Genomic DNA, 19035 nt, shown 5'->3' on the forward strand with positions numbered 1-19035 from the left:
AACGCTGTGCGGAAATGTGCGTGTAAGCAGGACGTAGCAGCGCGAATCTGATACAAGCGGTGTTGTGAGCATGACAACAACAGATACCCCCAACCAGAAGGACGAAAGCCTTCTGGCCCTTACCCTTCGGCAGCCCCCGGCCAATGTGGAGGCCGAACAGGCGCTGCTTGGCGCGTTGCTGACCAATAACCGCGCCTATGACCGTGTTTCGGACTTTTTGGCCGGTGAGCATTTTGCCAACCGCGTGAATGGCCAGATTTATGAAGCCATTGCCCGGCGCATAGAAAACGGCCAGTTGGCAGACCCCGTTACCATGCGGGCCGAGCTGGAACATTCCGGCATTCTGGCCAGTGTGGGCGGTATGGCCTATATGGCCAAGCTGCTGTCCTCTATGGTCGGGATTATCAACGCCGGGGATTACGGCCGCACCATTCATGATGCATGGATCCGCCGCCAGCTAATTGATATTGGTGAAAACGTGGTGAACAGCGCGTTTGGCACCACCATGGGCCTTTCCGGGCAGGATCAGATTGAGGCAGGGGAAGAAGCCCTGTTCAAACTGGCAACGGAAAAAGGCAATGAAGGGGACTTTGTTTCCTTCAACAAGGCGCTGAGCGGGGCCATTTCTGTTGCAGCCCAGGCCTTCCAGAATGAAGGCCACGTTACAGGCCTTACATCTGGCTTGCGCGATCTGGATAAAAAAACAGGTGGGCTGCATCCATCGGACTTGCTGATTCTGGCCGGGCGTCCTGCTATGGGGAAAACGGCGCTGGCGACTAAAATGGCCTTTTCCGCCGCACGCGCCATTATGGATGATGCCGAGGAAACAGGAGAAAAGCCCAAAGGGGCGGTGGCTATTTTCTCGCTCGAAATGTCGGCAGAGCAGTTGGCCACCCGTATTTTGTCTGAACAGGCCGAGGTTTCGGGCGAGCGTATCCGCCGTGGTGATATCGGGCAGAAGGAGTTTGACCGCTTTGTGCGTGTCAGCCACGAACTGGCCCGCCTGCCGTTGGTGATTGATGATACGCCAGCTATTTCCCTTTCCGCCATGCGCACGCGCTGCCGTAGGTTAAAGCGTACGCAGGGCCTGTGCCTTGTGGTGGTGGATTACCTCCAGCTTATGCGGCCATCTGTTGGCACCCGCCCAGAAAGCCGTGTGTTGGAAATTTCCATGATCACGCAGGGGCTTAAAGCCATTGCCAAGGAACTGGAAGTGCCGGTTATTGCGCTTTCCCAGCTTTCCCGTCAGGTGGAAAGCCGAGAAGACAAGCGGCCCATGCTGTCGGATTTGCGTGAATCCGGGTCTATTGAGCAGGACGCCGATGCGGTGATGTTTGTGTACCGTGATGAATATTACCTGCAACAGCGTATGCCCAAGGAAACAGCTTTTGAATCCATGGAGAAATACTCCGTGGCGATGGATGAATGGCAGCGCAAGATGAGCTTGGTGCATAACAAAGCCGAGCTTATTTTGGAAAAGCAGCGTCATGGCCCCACGGGCACCATCAATCTGTTTTTCGAAGGCGAATACACGCGCTTTGCAGATTTGGATACCATTCATCAGGATCATTAAACCTGTTAAAAAGGCCCCGCATGTTGGGGCCTTTTTAATAAAAACCTTCTGATATCCACGTAAATTCAAAAAGTTCTAACGCTTGTTGTCTGGCGGCGTATGTGCCACTGCACGTGCGTGCAAGAACAGCCTGTAAGCTGAATGCCAAAAAACACATAAGATCGGGCAGATTTTTTAATGAATAAACTAAGTGCCATTATTGCAGTGGCAGTGTGCGTTCTTGTCTTGCTGAATATTTCAACTGTTTTTGCATTTTTATTTCTGCTTGTAAAAATTGCTTTGGTTGTAGGGCTTCTTGCTCTGGCCGGTGCTTTGATTTTTGGTTTTGTTGAAAAACCAGAAAAGTATGTACCTCCGCCCCCAACACATCAGGATAAAGCCCCGACAGAAGCGGGCTTTGAGAAACCGGATTTTGATGCCTATGAAAAAGGGCGGCAAGGGGAAGAAAAAGTAAGCGCAATTCTCCGGCACATGGGCTGGCCAGCCTTGCATAATGTTATTTTAGAAGATGACAGAGGGCTGACAGAAATAGATCATCTTGTAAAAGCCCCGTGGGGCATTGTGGTTATTGAAACCAAAAATTACGATGGCTTTATTTCTGGTTCATCTACGCCGGGTGTTTGGAAGCAGAGTTTTCCAAATTCTTCGGGGGTAAGTTACAGGCTGTTTATGGACCCCGTGCATCAGAATTATCGGCATGTCTGTGCTGTAAAATATCTGACCGGGATGGAAAACGTGCAGTCTGTTGTGGTATTCGCCGGGCGTGCTTATGCCAGCCCGTTTGTGCATCAGCAGGTGGTGCGGCTGAAAAATCTGGAGCGTGTTTTGCGTACGCGGCCAGAGGGTTTTGCCTATATAGATGATAGAGAATTGGAAAAGGCATGGCATGTTCTGCAACAGGCCTACATTGCCAATACCGGGCGTGCGCGCGAACATAGAGATAAATTGCGCCAGCGTTTTTCCTAAAACACAACGTGGCAGGGTTTCTGCGGGCCATACAGGCGGCCCGCAGGAATAGAGTGGCCTTGTTAAACGGTTATCAGGTTTTGCCGCACCGTAACCGGAATCTTGTTTTCCTGAAACGCCTTCCAGATTTCAAAAAGAGCAGCACTGCGCACAACTTTTATGTCTGTGCCATTTGCGGCCTTGGCAGATCCAATAAGCAGGGCAGAGCCATCAGATACAGAAGACATGCTGACACTTGGCTGCACGCTTTCATCCACATCCTTGCACGCGGCCAGAGTGCGAGCCATGACATCCATGGCCTTATCCAGATCAGATGCAAATGGCAGGTTGAGTTCTATGGTAAACACACCGGGCTTTTGTGCCCGTGTAGCGTTTTTAACCGCCGAGGTAATGAACTGCGAGTTAGGGACAATCATGGTGGATTTGTCCTCTAGCCGGATATCGGTAGAGCGCACGCTAATGCGTTCCACCGTGCCGGTAACGCCCGCAATAGTAACAACATCCCCAATGGAAACCGGGCGTTCGGCCATAAGGATAATGCCCGAAACAAAGTTTTGCACAATGGATTGCAAGCCAAAGCCAATACCCACAGAAAGCGCGCTAACAACCCATGTCATGCTTTTAACGGTAACGCCCAGCACTGCTAGCATGCTAAGGCCAACTAAAATCCATGCTGCATAGCTTAGAATGCTCAGGATAGAGGCCTGCGCCCCGATATCCAACCGTGTGGTGGGGAAAAACCTTTGCTTGAACCAGGATTTTAAAATGTTGATGGTGTAATAGCCCACCACCGGCAACACAGCGCACAGCAAAATGGCATCCAGAGAGATGTGGGAACCATCGGTGCTGGCCTGACCATGAAACAGCCAGTAAAGCTGGTGCCATATCTGCTGTGGGTCAAACCCATCGCCGCTGGTGGCAACGGCATAAGCCACGGCCAATAACAGCACATTTACAATACCGGGCACCACCACGCACATCTGGTTTACAAGCCGCGGGGGCAGGCCCAGTTCTACCAAATGCCGCCCCAAAGGTGCACTGGCCGGAAAAAGCGTGCTGGCCATAGCCGTCACCAAAAGAGAAAGCAGCAAAAGGCCCGTCATGCTGATAGCCATCATGCTGACCCATGAGATGATGGTATAAGCCAGCGGAATGTAGCCAGAAAAAACAGCCAACCAGCAGACAATGGAAATTCCCATAGCCAGACTGATTAAAAACTGAGTGCGGGAAGGTTGGCTGGGGGTATCTTCTGTTTGATCGGAAATGCGCAATTCCCGCGGAATGGCAAATAGCAGGGGGCTTACAGCCAGCACATACAGGCCATCCATTAATTGTACGGACAGCATGGAAATGCCGCTTTGCGTATCAATATAACGCAGGAACCCGCGCATAATAAGCGCACCTGCCAACCAGAGCGGAAACAGCCGTAAATTACGCGCAATGGCGTCCGACATCGGAAAGATACGCCATTCCGGATGGCGCGAAAGCAGGCAAAATCCCAGTTCAATCACAAGCCCGCAAAGCGGAAACTGCGCGCCCATCATACTGCCAAGCGTGCTTAAATCTTCATCCAGCGCAGAGTTATCAAAGGCCAGAACGCTCCACAAAATCTGGAAGGAAAAGCCCCAAGCCAGCAGGCTGAGCACACCACAAACAAGAGTTGCAATAATGGGGCGGATACGTCCCGCAGGCAAAAAACGCACCACCGCCCTGCGGATAATCCCGTGTGAGAAAAACCACCCCACCAGAAGCAAGGCGGAAAGTGCTATGCCGCCCAGTGAAATAAAAATGCGCTTGCCAGCAAAAGCTACCCCCAGCACCCCAAGGGCTTCACCCCCCAAAGCGCTGAACCGCGTGATGTCTGCATGGAAATGACTGGTAAACTGAGACCAGAAGTTGACCCCAAGCGGTGAAGGAAAGCGCTGCCACAGGGTGGCTTGCTGTATGGCAGTGCCATGTTGGCGCAGTTCACTTACAAGCTGCTGGGCTTCTACCTGATACAGCTTAAGCCGCGTCATGCGGGAATTGATATCCTGCTGCTTTTTTAGCAGAAGCGTGCGCTGCTCGGTAATGGAGGCCGGTTCTGCGGGGTCATCCTTGCCCGGCGGTTTGCCCAGAATATCCAGAAAGTTCTGATAAACCGCCTGATAGGGTTTTAGGCGGGCTTGCAGGGTGTCTGTTTGTGTGGCCACCACATTGGCGCGGCGCAGCAGGTTGGCAAGCTCTGTTGTGCTTTGGCCGTTGCTTCTTTCCTGCTGGCTGCTTTGGTAAATGGCGCTTATTTCTGTGCCAATACTTTCCAGCGTGCTGTTGCTAACAATATCCGCAGTATTGGTAATAAGGGTTGTTGGGGCCGGGGCTGTAACTGGTGCATTTTCTGTATCTGCTGCCAGAAGGGGGGTGCTGGTAGCAAAAAGCACGGCACCCTGCGTTAGTACAAAGCACGATAGAAAAAAAGAACAGAACCGCTTCAAACGCATCAGAAAACCTTGTGTTTCAGGTGTCTGGAAAAAATAACCCTTATGTCCGTAACGTAGCGGCGCAAGAGGGGGTTGCGCTACTTTTAAGCAAGCAGCGTGGTGTTATAAGGGAAGTATGTGCAAGTTTCTGTTTTGTGCAGGCAGCGCATATGCTGTGCACATTCCAACAGGCAAACCCCTGCCATCAGCAGCGGCAGGGGTGAAAATCAACTTATCGGAGAAAAGGGGTGGGGTTAGTCGTCATCACCAGTTTTCAGGTGATCATGATACCCGTATTTTTCCCACTGAGCGGCTGTGGTCAGATGTTTTGGTTCGCTGGAGCTGAACATGCCACAGGCGGATAGTCCCAAGGTGCAGGCTAGCAGCAGAACCGCGCGTTTCATCTTACCGAATATCCCTTACCCGTTTTGTCTGCTTTTTCTATCTCATTGCAGGGCAGCGCGGGCAAGTGGAGATTGCAGCCAAGTGTGATTAACGCCGCAATTCCATGCTGATGGGCCCTTCACGCCGCCCGTGTGTGAACTGATCTACATACGGGTTGCCGCTGTTCATGAGGGAAGATGCTGCGCCCTGCCAGATCAGCTTGCCTTTGTAGAGCATGGCGGCTTCATCCCCAATGCGTTGGGCAGAGGCCATATCATGCGTAATGGCAATGGCGGTGGAACCCAGTTTTTTGACGCAATCTACTATCAGCCCATCAATTACCGCGCCCATAATGGGGTCTAGCCCGGTTGTGGGTTCATCAAAAAACAGAATATCCGGCTGGGCGGCAATGGCGCGGGCCAGGCCCACACGCTTTTGCATGCCGCCAGAAAGTTCGGAGGGGTATAAATCCCCTACAGAAGGATCAAGCCCCACCTGCGCCAGAATGGTGCCTGCATGGTTGCGGGCATTCTTGCGGGAGATCTTATGCAGGGCCAGTAGCCCGAAGGTGACGTTTTCCCACACGGTCAAACTGTCAAACAGCGCGGCGTTCTGAAAGAGCATGCCAATTTCGCTGCGCAGTTTTTCACGCCGTTTTTCCGGAGCGGCCAGAACGTTTTCGCCATCAATTTCAATAATGCCGGAATCTGGCGTAATCAGCCCCAGAATACAGCGCAGCAGCACGGATTTGCCCGAGCCAGACCCGCCGATAACAACAAAGGATGTGCCTTGCGCAACATCCATGGAAACACCATCCAACACCTTTTTGGTGCCGAAGGATTTGTGCAGGTCCCGAATACGGATTTTAGGCGTGGTGCCTGTCATGGTCTGGCTCATTGTGAAAAGAACAGGTCTGTCAGCAGGTAATCAAAGGCCAGCAGCATGATGGAGGCCGCCACCACGGCGGCTGTTGTGGCAGATCCCACACCCTCTGCCCCGCCTTTGCTGTTGTAGCCGTAATAGCAGCCCATCAGCGCAATAAGGAACCCAAACAGCGCGGCCTTTACCAACCCTACCGTGACATCAATGGCCTTAAGAGAGTTGAGCGTGGCTGTAATGTAAGCAGGGGCAGAAAAGCCCAGCTTCACCACCGCTACAGTAAAGCCACCCGCAACGCCCAGTATGTCTGCCACCAACACCAGCAGGGGCAGGGCAATTAGCCCGGCCAGCAGACGTGGGGCAACCAGATACTTCATGGGGTTGGTGGAAAGGGTTGTAAGCGCGTCTATCTGGTCTGTTACGCGCATGGTGCCAATCTGGGCCGCCATGGCGGCTCCTACGCGGCCTGCTACCATAAGGCCCGCCAGCACAGGCCCCAGTTCACGCGTAACGGCCAGCACCACAATACCCGCAATGGCGCTTTGGGCATGGTATTGTGCAAACCCGGTATAGGATTGCAGCGCAATCACCCCGCCAGAAAATAGCGCCGTAAGTGCGACAACAGGCAGAGAGAAAAAGCCCGTTTCTAAAAAGGTGGATAAAAATACCCGGCCGTAAAACGGGGGGCGCACAATGTGCGAAAGCCCAGAAGCCGCAAACAGGGCCAAAGCCCCCGCCGCGCGAATAAGGGAAAGTGTAGCGCGGCCAAGGCGGGCCACAAGATCAAGCACCATGTCCATGAGTGTGGACTGTCCGTTCCTGCTGAAGTGTGAAAAGGCAGTTCCAGAGCCGTAACCCGTGCGGGCGGGTTCGTCAAAGCATCGTTGCGTGGTGGGGTTGGGGGATGGTGGTCTTGCAGTAATAAATATTTGTTTAAATTTATGAACAGAAGTGGCAAACAGCCCCCAGCCATTTTGCAAAGTGGCACTCTATAGGGGTGTTCAATTATGGATGATGTTTCCCGTTCTGTTTTTGTATTTGGGTCTCCTTGCAACACCAATTACGGCAAGGTTGTCTTTCTGCCCGATGGGCAGCTTTACGGGTATCGGCACGAAAACGAGCATACATGGCGTATGGATGGGGAAGAGCTGTGCCTGCTGAATATGCAGGGGCAGGTGAGCAGCCGGTATCATCGAACGGGAAACGGGTGGGCCGGCACGGTAGAAGGCCGCAGATACCCCCTGTATCTGAACACCCTGATAACAACAAACACATGTGAAACACCGGGCTTGCCGCCCGTTATGGTTAACACCATCCCCAAGGCAGGCACGTATTATGTGGAAGCTGCGTTAAAGGCGGCGGGCTGCCCTTCCCACCGCCTGCATCTGGGCGGAGAGGATGTGGTAGATGATTACCGCGGCCTGCCGGATGAACGTGTGCATATTATGCCCGAAACCGTGCGGCTGTATTGCCCGCTGGATCTGGTAACCGCCACGCTGCAAGGTGGGCACGTTGTGGCGCATTGTGATTTTCAGCACGTCATAGACCATGTGCGCAGCCAAGGCGTTGTGGTGCTTTCTGTTGTGCGGAACCTGCGTGATATCGTGAAAAGCATGTTCCGCTTTTTGCTATATATGATCCCGCCTGAGCCAGATGATTTTCTGGGCCAATTCTGGCGTGAGCAGGAAGGCGATGCCCGCGTGGCGGCCTTTTTGGCTGTAGAGCATGAACGTGGGCTGGAGCATGTGCGCCAGATGGCCCGCATGATGCTTGCTGATACATCGCCCCAAAGTATTGTGCTGCGTTATGAAAGCCTGAAGCAGGGTGATTTGCAGCCGCATAACATTGAAAAATTGCAGGCCATCAATCCAGAGTTCACGCAGCGCCTGTCTGCCGCGTTTGTGCAGACATATGGCGCACGCACCCCAACATTTTCGGGCAAGGTCCGGCAGCAGCCAGACCCGTGGTGTGATGTGTTTGAGGCGTATTTCCATAAATCCGGCATGGCCGATCTGAACGCGCAATTGGGCTACGCATAAAAAACAGTTCCCGCGAGCCCTTGAGTTTGTTCCCGTTTTATTCCACATCAAGGGCATGAACTGGACAGCACAAGAGCTTGCCTGATGGCTAAAAAACCTTCCCGCACCTATGTTTGCACCAATTGTGGCGCTGTACATGCCAAATGGGCAGGGCAGTGCGATGCCTGCGGTGAATGGAACACGCTGGAAGAAATGGCTGTGGAACCTTTGGCCGCATCCTCTGCCGCAGTGCGTGGCGGCAAGGGGCGGCGCGTGGCGCTACAGGCGCTGGAAGGGGAGATCAAACTTCCACCGCGCACCCAAACAGGTATTGCAGAGCTTGATCGGGTTTTAGGCGGTGGCCTTGTGCCTGCTTCTGTTGTGCTTGTGGGGGGAGACCCCGGCATAGGTAAATCCACCCTGCTGCTTCAGGCCGCCAGTAAACTGGCAGGCAAGGGCGAGCGGGTGCTGTATATTTCTGGTGAAGAAGCGGTAGATCAGATCCGCCTGCGGGCGCAACGCTTAGGTGTGGCCGGGGCCAAGCTGGATCTGGCGGCATCTATTAACGTGGCAGATATTGTGGCCACGCTGGAAGCCGAACCCGATGTAAGGGCGGTGGTGATTGATTCTATCCAGACCATGTGGCTGGAAACCATAGACAGCGCCCCCGGCACGGTCTCTCAGGTGCGGGCCTGTGCGTTTGAGCTGATACGCGCGGCCAAGCGCCGGGGGTTCAGCCTTATTCTGGTGGGGCATGTCACCAAGGAAGGTGCGCTGGCAGGCCCGCGTGTGTTGGAGCACATGGTAGATGCCGTGATGTATTTTGAAGGCGATAGAGGCCACCAGTTCCGTATTTTACGTGCGGCCAAAAACCGCTACGGCGCAACAGATGAAATTGGCGTGTTTGCCATGACAGACCGCGGGCTGGAGGAAGTTAGCAACCCATCTGCTCTGTTTCTGGCCGAACGGCGGGGCAATATTGCCGGGTCTGCCGTGTTTGCCGGGCTAGAGGGCACGCGCCCCGTTTTGTTGGAAGTGCAGGCGCTACTGGCCCCTAAAAGCGGAGATGGCGCACCACGCCGCGCCGTGGTGGGGTGGGATACAGGCCGCCTTTCTATGTTGCTGGCTGTGCTGGAAACACGCTGCGGGCTCAAACTTTCTGGCATGGACGTGTATCTGAACGTAGCCGGAGGTTTGAAAGTGGCGGAACCTGCGGCAGATCTGGCCGTGGCAGCGGCTCTGGTTTCTGCCGCCAGCGGCGTGCCTACCAGCCCCGGAGAGGTTTATTTTGGCGAGGTAGGTCTTTCTGGCGAAGTGCGGCAGGTGGCGCAAGCCGATGCCCGTTTGAAGGAAGCCGCCAAGCTGGGGTTCGACCGTGCCGTGCTGCCCCGGCGCATTGCACGCGGCAATACGCGCTCTCGGCCGCCGGAGGGGCTGCATCTGCGCGAAATCGGCCATATCTCCGATCTGGTAAGCGCGGAAATGGAAGCCGAGTGAAACTGACACGTTGCCTTTTGCGCGATGTATCGGTATAGTGCGCGCCATAAAGACGCGGATGTAGTTCAATGGTAGAACGGCAGCTTCCCAAGCTGCATACGAGGGTTCGATTCCCTTCATCCGCTCCAACTTCCCGAAAACAAATAAATCAATAAATTGCGAGCCTCACCCAGCAGCACGATATGCCGCGTTGGTGGGTGGTCAGCCGTTGTTTTTACAATGGATATGAGAAGATACTCATTTCGCAAAATATGTTCTCTACACAAGATAAATCCTGCGCAAGGAACCCTTTCGGGTTCCTTTTTTTGTGGCGATATGGCTGCTCGGAGCATGTGTGGCGCTGCTTACGATTACTGCTTTTTAAAGAGCAGACATACGGAGAATGCACAGTACTCGTGTTGAAAATAAACAAATAAGAAATACATTCTGTTACAGTTTTGTTAAACGAGGAGAGAGAAATGAAAAAGACACTTTATATGTGTGTCGCTGTTCTTGGCCTCGGGTTTGTACAGAGTGCTTCTGCAGCCACATGGGATGGTGGTGTCTCAAGACATGTTGAGGTCAAAAACCCGGATCAGCCCGATACAACCAAAGGCGGTGTATGGGATGGTGGGGCAGCCAAGAAGGTAAAGGTGGAAGACCCAGATACGCCGGATACCACCAAAGGCGGTGTGTGGGACGGCGGTATATCTGAGCACGTGCCCGTAAAATACCCAAGCATGCCGCAGTAATGTGGGGATGCCCTGTTTTAATGTTGGTGGCATGCGGTCATAAAACATTGGAACAGGGCACGGCTTCTTTGCCCTTTCAGAATGACCAAGTGTTTGCGGCATGGGAACGTATGAGGCGTTACTTGTTCCGCTCATTTGGTGTGAGAATAATATATATATGAATATAGATACAGATCATATTACTTAAAATTTATAGTAAACAAGAAAATTAATATCAGAATATATAAATATATTCATGATGATAACTGAAATATACCAATTTTTAATATAGTATATATGGTATTTTATTTTTAAGAAAAAGAATTATACATATCGCGCATAAAATCAAACCACACTAAAAAGCAGATGCGTGCTCAAGCGCATGTACATTGTGTATGCGGCAAGATAATTTTTCATGAAATTATTGTTTCACATCCGATATGGTAAGCATTCTTTGTTTTGGAATACATGAAAGAAATACAAAATACTCTTTTTATTATTTAACAATACATCTTGATTATACAAAATATAGAAGTAAAAAAGATTCAGAATTTTTTATTATAATCTCTTGAATATCATATATTGTTGTGTGATGATTATAAAAAGAGATGTGTATATGCAATACATATCTGTCCCGTAACAGATTGCAACAAGGAGATCCTCTACACGTGGCATATCTGATGCAGGATATCATTTTTGCACAGAAACGGCTTTATCGCTTTTTTTGTGCGTGTGCGTCTGGGTTTCAACTTCATGCAGGCGCGGGCTGATTATGAATAATTCCTTTGTCCGGCATGCGCGCTCTCATGCCACTTCAGTGTGCCGCGGGTCTCGCGGGTTTGTTAAGGCAAGCTGTTCTCTGGTAGCGCTCGGTCTGGCTGCTTTTGCTGCTCCAGAGGAAGTGCGGGCAGAACAAACGCTTGTTTCCGTTAAGGGGATCACCCTTCAGGGTGCGCTGGATATTGGTGGGTCTGCTTTTTTCCTGCCCAATACCAACTTTGGCGCAGGGTCTTACGGCACCAAATCTTCCGGCGCTTTAGTGCGGCATAAAAACAGCACATATGGCGAATTTTACGGCAAGCCTATGCTCATGGGGTCTTGGCAAACAGGCTGGGGCTTTACCGTTATTGGCAAGGCATCTGCCATTGGCGCCACCACGTTGGGTGATGGTGATGCGGAAGAAGTTTCTCAAACATCTGGCACACCGCGTTCCATTTATCTGGAAGAAGCCAATCTGGGCGTAGAAGTGCCGTTAAAGATGGCAGGTGGCAACCAGGTTCTTACGGTGCTGGGCGGCAGACAGGCCTTTGCGGTGGATGATGGCTTTCTGATTGGTAAAGGCACCTACAGCGCGGGTGATAGAGGCGCATGGTGGTATGCACCGCGATATGCGTTTTCTGGCCCCGGCGTGATCAAGCTGGAAGGTGATTCCGTGCGAGGGGATGTCTTTATGTTGGAAAGCAATTCCGACAACGACATTGACCGCGGGTATGACCGCCCTAAAACCAAGTTTGTTGGGTTTGATGTATCTTGGTTCAAGAACAAACCCGGTGGGCATGGGGGTTCTACATATGCAGATCGTGCTGCGTATGTAACGTTAACCTACTTCCATGTGCGCGATGCAGATGGTTCATCTCATTACGATTATTCCACACGTGCAGATCGTAACGGCATGAACGTAGCGGCCCTGAGCTGGGGCGGCACGTTGTTTCCCGTTAAGGCGCTGGGAATTTCCAAGAACTTTACGTTCTATGGCAACTTTGTATCCGAGCAGAACAGCCACCCAGGCAATGGCTACAAATCTGTAGAAGCCTACGGCATGTTTTTCGAACCGGGCTATACGTTTTCCATGCTGCCGTGGAAGCCGCATCTGTTTTATCGGTACACGCGCTTTGGCGGCGGCAAAAATGCCGAAGGTTCGGTTAAGCGCAATTACGATACGTTCTTTTTGTACGATGGTAAGCGCTACACCTATGGCGGTTACTGGCCGGGTGAAATTGTGGGCATGTATCTGGCCCCACTTTCTGATCTGGAAGTGCACCAGTTTGATCTAACAGGCACGCCACCAGTGCACCTGTTCCGTAAAAAGGATGAGCTTAAGCTGGGTGTGCATTTTTACGATCTTTCCTTGCTGTATCCCTCCGGCATGGGGCTGAAGAACGTGGGCCGCCATGTTTCAAACGAAGTGGATTTTACGGCCGAATATATGCTGGATGAAACCACATCAGCCGCTGTTGCCGCAGGCACGGCCTTTAGTGGCCCGGCTGGGCGTGCGCTTTCTCGCGCAGGGGTGCCAACGGGGTATCGCATGCACAATATCGGGCGGCATGCAGGCGTGCTGGAAGCCTATTTTTACAAGCATTTTTAACGAAGATTTCCCAAAACAAAACGTTTTGGGGTAGAAACACTTACAGGACAACAAGAATAAAGGATTTCCTGATGCCCGAACCGACAACCCTCCCTGCGGGAAAACCCGCAGACGGGCTGCGTAATCGCCACATTGCCATGATCGCTCTGGGTGGCACTATTGGGGCTGGTCTGTTTGTTGGCAGTGGCGCTGCCATTGCGGCAACAGGGCCTGCGGTTCTGCTGGCGTTTCTGCTGGTAGGATTTCTGGTTATCCTGGTGATGCGCATGCTGGGGGAAATGGTTGTGGCGGACCCCGGGCGTGGGTCCTTTGTGGAATATATTCGCGCCGCACATGGAGATAAGGTGGGCTTTACCGCTGGGTGGCTTTACTGGTTCTTCTGGGTGGTGGTGTTGGGCAGTGAGGCCATAGCCGGCGCCATTTTGTTACAGGATTGGGTGCATCTGCCGGTTTGGCTGCTTTCTATTGTGCTGATTCTTATTCTTAAACTGATCAACTTTGCTGCCCCCCGTGTTTTTGGTGAATGTGAATTCTGGCTTTCCGCCATTAAGGTTTTCAGCATTATCGCCTTTATTGCTATTTCTCTTTTATATGCGGCGCATGTGTTTGGGCCCGGCGTTTCTGTAAAGGAAAACCTGCTGGGGCATGGCGGGCTTTTTCCGCATGGTATTGTGGCGCTGCTGTCTATTATTCCCACCATTTTGTTCACCATGATGGGTTCGGAAATTGCCACAGTGGCAGCGGCAGAATCTCCAGAGCCGGGTAAAAATGTGGCCCGCGTAACCCGCAGCCTTGGCCGCCGTATTACACTGTTTTACGTAGCCGCCGTGGGTATGATCCTGATTGTGGTGCCGTGGACAAACATTGTAGCTGGCAAGTCACCTTTTGTGGCGGCTATGGATGTTATGGGCGTGCCGGGCGCGGGGCTGCTGATGCGCATTGTGGTGCTGAGCGCCATTTTATCCTGCCTGAACTCCGCCATGTATATTACATCGCGTATTCTGACAGAGCTGGCTGCTCAGGGTGATGCTCCGGCGTTTCTGGCGCGAAGCTCGGCTGCTGTTGTGCCGCGTAAGGCCATTATCGTCAGCAGTGTGGCGGGTACGTTGGTGGCTTTCTCATCCATTCTCGCACCGGGCACCATCTTTGCCTTCCTGCTAAGCTGTAGTGGTGGCGTTATTCTGTTGATCTATAGCCTGATTGTAACATCTTACATTGTTACGCGCCGGGCAGCGCGGCAGGCTGGCACAGAGGCAGAAAATTACACCTTGCCGCTTTTTCCGCTGTGCAATTACGTTACGCTGGCCGGTGTGGTGCTGGTGTTTGTGGCTATGCTGCTGAACCCATCCGAACGGATGACGGCTCTGGCAACCATGGGCAGCACGGTGGTGTGCTACCTTATGGCCGTTTACTTTGCCACCAATAACAAAAAAGCTGGCTGAGCTTTACGTTTAACTGAGTATTCCCGCAGTTTAGGGAATACTCAGTTTATCCAGATGCAGGGCAAGAGGGTGGCGGCGCAGATGCAGCAGGCCACCCGCCGCAAAAATGGTCATACCGGCTGCGGCAATACCAATTCCAACATTTTTATCAGAAACCAGTGTGCCAATAACAGCACCTACAAACAGACTGGCAATAGCGGCTAATCTGCGCCATGTGCCAGAATTTGTGCCACCGGCCACTGTGCTGTTATGGGCCAGCCCATGCAGCACCATTGTAGCGGCGGGCAACACCATATCCGGCAGTTTGGCATGGCGTGTGGCAGAAGTTTGCAGCCCCATGGCAAGCGAGAGCATACCCAGCGTAATGTAAATGCCGCCGTTAACGTGCGCACACCATACAAATGCGGCCAGCCCTACAAGGCAGCCAACGCCTAACAGAATGTCCCCCACCACAAGGCGCGTATGGCGCTCACGCCGCACCAGGCGGCCACCAATAATGGCCCCCGTAAAGTAGCAGGCAATGGCTTCCAGGCCAGAAAGAACAATGGCCTGAGAAGTGGCAATATTAACAGCCATAAGAATAATGGTGGCTGTCATATATCCTGCAAAAATCTTAAGATGCAGTAGGGATATGGCATCCAGCATGCCCATTGCCATTGTTACCAGCAGAATGGCAATAACCAGCTTGGCATCATGTCCCGTACGGGCTGTCATGATTTCTCCTCTAAAGAAAAAGAATGAAAAGAGGGGTTTTATACGCGTTTTGTAATAGAAGGATGCGCGTTATATCATCATCTCCGCTCACGAAAAGATGATCTCTTGTAAGAGGTGCCATGCCCCAAACAGGTGGCACAGCCGTACAAACAAAACCCCCGGCGCACAAAACGCCGAGGGCCTGGTTTGTAAAGTGCAGGCTGATTAGTTCAGCGTCATCAGGCTGGCATTGCCACCCGCTGCGGTGGTGTTGATGCTACGAGATTGCTCCTCCAGCACCACTTCAACAGAAGGCAGTCTCTGGCCTGTTACAAAGGCAGAAACAATGGGGCCATTGGCTTCGGCCAGTGTTTTGCGCGCACTGCGGAAGATAGCGTTATCGTCCTCTCCCAGCAGGATAGAGCAGGGCAGGGCCGTTGCACTGGCCACCGGGCGAATAGCTTGGCGCAGAATATCTGGCAGTCTATCCAACCATTCGGTCAGTTCTTCTTCGGCCAGCACCAGTGCCGTATTGCCACCAGCCAGCGCCAGAGAGACCTGATCATACAACCCGGCCAGCGTAATGGGCACACATAGCACATTGCCGCGTGCGCTCAGGCGGTAGATGTTCTGTTCCCCCACTGGGCCGGGCAGGGTGATTTCTCCCCCCACCAGCGGCAGGCGTGCCAGATGGCCAGCAACCTGCGCGGCTTTGCTTTCACCCTTTTCACGCAGCCAGTCTGTCCACTGCGCCATTTCTGGCGTGGTACGGCCACGCACAATTTGTGCCACAGTTGGTGCTGCGGATAACAGACGGCGCAGAATAAGCGGGCCACCTGCCTTGGGGCCGGTGCCAGAAAGGCCACGCCCGCCAAAAGGCTGCACGCCCACAACTGCGCCAATGGTGTTGCGGTTGACGTAAAGATTGCCAGCCTCAACTTGCGAAAGCACGCTTTTGATTGTGGAATCCAACCGAGTATGCAGGCCGAATGTCAGCCCGTAGCCGGTATCGTTAATTTCCAGCAGCAGTTCTTCCAACTTGTCACGCTGGAAACGCAGAACATGCAGCACGGGGCCAAATACTTCTGGCCCAATTTCCCGAATGTTCAGCACCTCAATCAGCGTGGGTGGCACGTAGCTGCCGTTGGCGCAGGCTTCTGGCACGGGCAGCGCCATAACCGGAGCCTTGCGGGCCTTAAAGGCGTTAACGTGTGCGGTAATGTTGGCTGCGGCTTCTTCGGTAATCACCGGGCCGACATCGCAGGAAAGATGCGCGGGGTTGCCAATGCGCAGTTCGCGCATAGCACCACGCAGCATGGCCAGAATGTGGTCTGCACAATCTTCCTGCACACACAGAACGCGCAGGGCGGAGCAGCGCTGGCCTGCGCTATCAAAAGCCGAGGCCAGAACATCGGCCACAACCTGTTCTGCCAATGCGGAGGAATCCACAATCATGGCGTTCTGGCCGCCGGTTTCGGCCACAAATGGCACGGGCTGGCCGGTGGCTGTGCGGCGTTCCAGAAGCTGGCGGTTGATAATCTGCGCCACGGTAGTGGAACCCGTGAACATCACACCCATTACGCGCTCATCCGCCACGGCAGCAGCGCCTACGTCACCTTCCCCCGTGAGCAGTTGCAGGGCTGCGGGGGGTACGCCTGCTTCTTGCAAAATGCCCACAGCCACGGCGGCAACAAGCGGTGTTTCTTCTGCCGGTTTGGCCAGCACAACGTTGCCCGCCGCAAGGGCTGCGGCAATCTGGCCGATAAAGATGGCCAGCGGGAAGTTCCACGGGCTAATGCAGGTGACAATACCTAGCGGCTTGTGGGTGGTGTTATCAAAATCCCGCCGGATGGTGGCGCCGTAATAGCGCAGGAAGTCTACAGCCTCGCGCACTTCCGCTACCGCGTTGGGGAGGGATTTCCCAGCTTCACGCCCCAGAAGCGCCAGAAGATCATCTGTGCGTTCTTCCAGAATGTCAGAGGCTTTTTGCAGAATGTCTGCGCGTTCTGCCGGGCTGCGGTTAGCCCAATCCTGCTGGCCTTTTTGTGCGGCGTCCACAGCTTTTGTTACAACATCTGGCGTGGCGTAAGACACTTTGCCCACGACATCGCGCCGGTCTGCCGGGTTGGTAACAGGGCGGAAAGTGCCTTTCTTTTTTACACCCACAACCATTGGCGTGGCTTCCCACGTTTGCGGGGCATCTTTAATACCGGTGGCCAGTGCAGACAGCACTTTGTCATCCGCCAGATCCACCCCTGCGGAATTGGTGCGTTCGGGCGCAAACAGATCACGCGGGTTGCGGATTTCTGTGTGCGGTGCGCCGTAAGGTGTGTAACGGCGGGCCACATCAATGGGGTTTTCAATCAGGGATGACAGCGGAATGGCGCTATCTCCAATCTGATTGACAAAGGAGGAGTTTGCACCGTTTTCCAGCAAGCGGCGCACAAGGTAAGCCAGCAGGGTTTCATGCGTGCCAACAGGTGCATAAATGCGGCACGGACGGTTGAACTTGTCTGCCCCCACAACCTGTTTGTATAGCGGTTCACCCATGCCATGCAGGCACTGGAATTCGTAAGAGCCAAGCTCGAACTGTTCACCCGCCAAAGTGTAAATGGTGGAAAGCGTGCGGGCGTTATGTGTGGCAAACTGCGGGAAAATGACATCACGCGCGTTTAGCAGTTTGCGGGCGCAGGCAATGTAGCTGATATCCGTGTGGCATTTGCGGGTATAAACGGGAAAATCCGCCATGCCCTCAACCTGGGCCTTCTTGATTTCGCTATCCCAGTAAGCGCCTTTTACCAAACGCACCATAATGCGGCGGTTGGTGCGTTTGGCCAGATCAATAATGTAATCCAGCACATATGGGCAGCGCTTGCCGTAAGCCTGCACCACAAACCCAATGCCGTTCCAGCCTTCCAACCCCGGTGTGGCGCACAGGGCTTCTAGAATATCTAAAGAAACATCCAGACGTTCTGTTTCTTCCGCATCAATGTTCAGGCCGATATCGTATTTGCGAGCCAGCAGCGTGAGTTCCTGCACCACTGGCAGCAGTTCACCCATAACGCGGTCATACTGCGCGCGGGCATAGCGTGGGTGCAGGGCGGAGAGTTTGATGGAAATGCCGGGCCGGTCATACACATTGTTGCCGGTTGCGCTGCGGCCAATGGTGTTAATGGCGTTGATGTAATCCTGCCGGTAGCGTTCAGCATCATGCGCGGTAAACGCGGCCTCGCCCAGCATATCGTAGGAATAGGAAAAACCGATAGCTTCCAGCTTGGCGCTGTTTTTACGGGCCTGATCAATAGTCTGGCCCAGCACAAACTGTTCGCCCATCAGGCGCATGGCGGCATCTACGGCCTTGCGGATAATGGGTTTGGATGTGCGTTCTGCAAAGTTGAGCAGAGAGCTGGCAAGCGTGCCTTCATCATGATCGGTTACAAGTTTGCCGGTAAGCGCCAGCCCCCATGCGGCAGCGTTGGCAAACAAAGGCTTGCCGCGTGCAACATGAGAAAGCCAGTTGCTTTCACCAATCTTGTCCTGAATCAGCGCATCGCGCGTGGCCATGTCGGGAATACGCAGCAGCGCTTCGGCCAGACACATCAGGGCCACGCCCTCGGTGGAGGAAAGAGAGAATTCCTGCACCAGCGTTTCCACCAGCCCCGGGCTGCGGCGTGCACGCAGGGCCTCGGCCAGTTGAGAGGCCATAGTGGCTACGCTGCCGTTTTCGGCCTCTGTTAATGTGGCATCTGGTGTCAGGGTTTCCACGCACTGGGCTTCGGGGCGGCGCATGGCTTTAATAATAGCCTGCCGAAGTGGGGTGCGGGATGCAAAATCAGGAGCGAACGTGTCTGTGGATGACATGGGCTTTTCATTCCGGATTGGTGAGCCAGAACCGGGCCTGCCGAGTGTGCAGGTAGTTTTGGCTTCATAATGATTATTCCCTCCTTGCATGATAATATATGATTTGCAACATAATATATTATCCGGAAATGCAGAGGTGTTCCGCTCTTTAAACCCGACCTGTAGCGCTGAGGTTTTTGTGAATT

Annotated in this window: 13 protein-coding genes and 1 tRNA gene; 8 read left to right on the forward strand and 6 right to left on the reverse strand. The window is 53.3% G+C overall.

Going from position 1 to position 19035, the window contains the following annotated elements; genetic code table 11:
* Positions 1-70 precede the first annotated feature (70 nt).
* Together ACP7IZ_RS03430 and ACP7IZ_RS03435 are read left to right on the forward strand one after the other, a co-directional pair.
* Complete coding sequence (locus ACP7IZ_RS03430; RefSeq protein ID WP_426847838.1) at positions 71-1573, forward strand: replicative DNA helicase; 1503 nt, start codon at positions 71-73, stop codon at positions 1571-1573.
* Positions 1574-1750: 177 nt separating this feature from the next.
* The gene (locus tag ACP7IZ_RS03435) at positions 1751-2539 is read left to right on the forward strand and encodes a nuclease-related domain-containing protein (RefSeq protein WP_426847839.1); all 789 of its coding nucleotides are present in this window, start codon (positions 1751-1753) and stop codon (positions 2537-2539) included.
* Positions 2540-2601: 62 nt separating this feature from the next.
* Here ACP7IZ_RS03435 and ACP7IZ_RS03440 read toward each other — a convergent pair whose 3' ends face one another.
* The 4 genes from ACP7IZ_RS03440 to ACP7IZ_RS03455 all read right to left on the reverse strand — a co-directional run bounded on the left by ACP7IZ_RS03440 (position 2602) and on the right by ACP7IZ_RS03455 (position 7061).
* Positions 2602-5019, reverse strand: a complete 2418-nt coding sequence (locus tag ACP7IZ_RS03440) for a mechanosensitive ion channel domain-containing protein (RefSeq protein ID WP_426847840.1) — start codon at positions 5017-5019, stop codon at positions 2602-2604.
* A 233-nt stretch (positions 5020-5252) separates the two neighbouring features.
* A complete protein-coding gene (locus tag ACP7IZ_RS03445; protein WP_003629136.1) occupies positions 5253-5402 on the reverse strand; it encodes a hypothetical protein in 150 nt (49 codons plus the stop codon).
* Between the two features lie 88 nt (positions 5403-5490).
* Entirely contained in the window at positions 5491-6279 is a 789-nt protein-coding gene (locus ACP7IZ_RS03450) for an ABC transporter ATP-binding protein (RefSeq protein WP_426847841.1), read from the reverse strand.
* Positions 6276-7061 (reverse strand): MlaE family ABC transporter permease, encoded by a 786-nt coding sequence (locus tag ACP7IZ_RS03455; protein ID WP_003629138.1) that lies wholly within the window; start codon positions 7059-7061, stop codon positions 6276-6278. The genes ACP7IZ_RS03450 and ACP7IZ_RS03455 overlap by 4 nt, the downstream gene beginning before the upstream one ends.
* A 207-nt stretch (positions 7062-7268) precedes the next feature.
* Here ACP7IZ_RS03455 and ACP7IZ_RS03460 point away from each other — a divergent pair, with 207 nt between their 5' ends.
* The 6 genes from ACP7IZ_RS03460 to ACP7IZ_RS03485 all read left to right on the forward strand — a co-directional run bounded on the left by ACP7IZ_RS03460 (position 7269) and on the right by ACP7IZ_RS03485 (position 14296).
* Positions 7269-8300 (forward strand): hypothetical protein, encoded by a 1032-nt coding sequence (locus tag ACP7IZ_RS03460; protein WP_426847842.1) that lies wholly within the window; start codon positions 7269-7271, stop codon positions 8298-8300.
* An 84-nt stretch (positions 8301-8384) separates the two neighbouring features.
* Entirely contained in the window at positions 8385-9776 is a 1392-nt protein-coding gene (gene radA, locus ACP7IZ_RS03465) for a DNA repair protein RadA (protein ID WP_063353705.1), read from the forward strand.
* A gap of 54 nt (positions 9777-9830) precedes the next feature.
* Positions 9831-9904: transfer RNA gene (locus tag ACP7IZ_RS03470), tRNA-Gly, on the forward strand.
* A gap of 330 nt (positions 9905-10234) precedes the next feature.
* Positions 10235-10507, forward strand: a complete 273-nt coding sequence (locus ACP7IZ_RS03475) for a hypothetical protein (protein WP_035354085.1) — start codon at positions 10235-10237, stop codon at positions 10505-10507.
* 751 nt (positions 10508-11258) lie between these two features.
* Positions 11259-12854 (forward strand): hypothetical protein, encoded by a 1596-nt coding sequence (locus tag ACP7IZ_RS03480; RefSeq protein ID WP_426847843.1) that lies wholly within the window; start codon positions 11259-11261, stop codon positions 12852-12854.
* Between the two features lie 71 nt (positions 12855-12925).
* Entirely contained in the window at positions 12926-14296 is a 1371-nt protein-coding gene (locus ACP7IZ_RS03485; protein ID WP_426847844.1) for an amino acid permease, read from the forward strand.
* A 30-nt stretch (positions 14297-14326) separates the two neighbouring features.
* Here ACP7IZ_RS03485 and ACP7IZ_RS03490 read toward each other — a convergent pair whose 3' ends face one another.
* On the reverse strand, positions 14327-15010 hold the full coding sequence (locus ACP7IZ_RS03490) for a YoaK family protein (protein WP_426847845.1): 684 nt from the start codon (positions 15008-15010) through the stop codon (positions 14327-14329).
* Positions 15011-15214: 204 nt separating this feature from the next.
* Positions 15215-18940: a bifunctional proline dehydrogenase/L-glutamate gamma-semialdehyde dehydrogenase PutA gene (gene putA / locus ACP7IZ_RS03495; RefSeq protein ID WP_426847846.1), complete on the reverse strand. Its 3726-nt coding sequence runs from the start codon at positions 18938-18940 to the stop codon at positions 15215-15217.
* Positions 18941-19035 lie beyond the last annotated feature (95 nt).

This window comes from Acetobacter sp. AAB5 (genome assembly GCF_050106715.1).
Taxonomy (GTDB): domain Bacteria; phylum Pseudomonadota; class Alphaproteobacteria; order Acetobacterales; family Acetobacteraceae; genus Acetobacter; species Acetobacter oryzifermentans.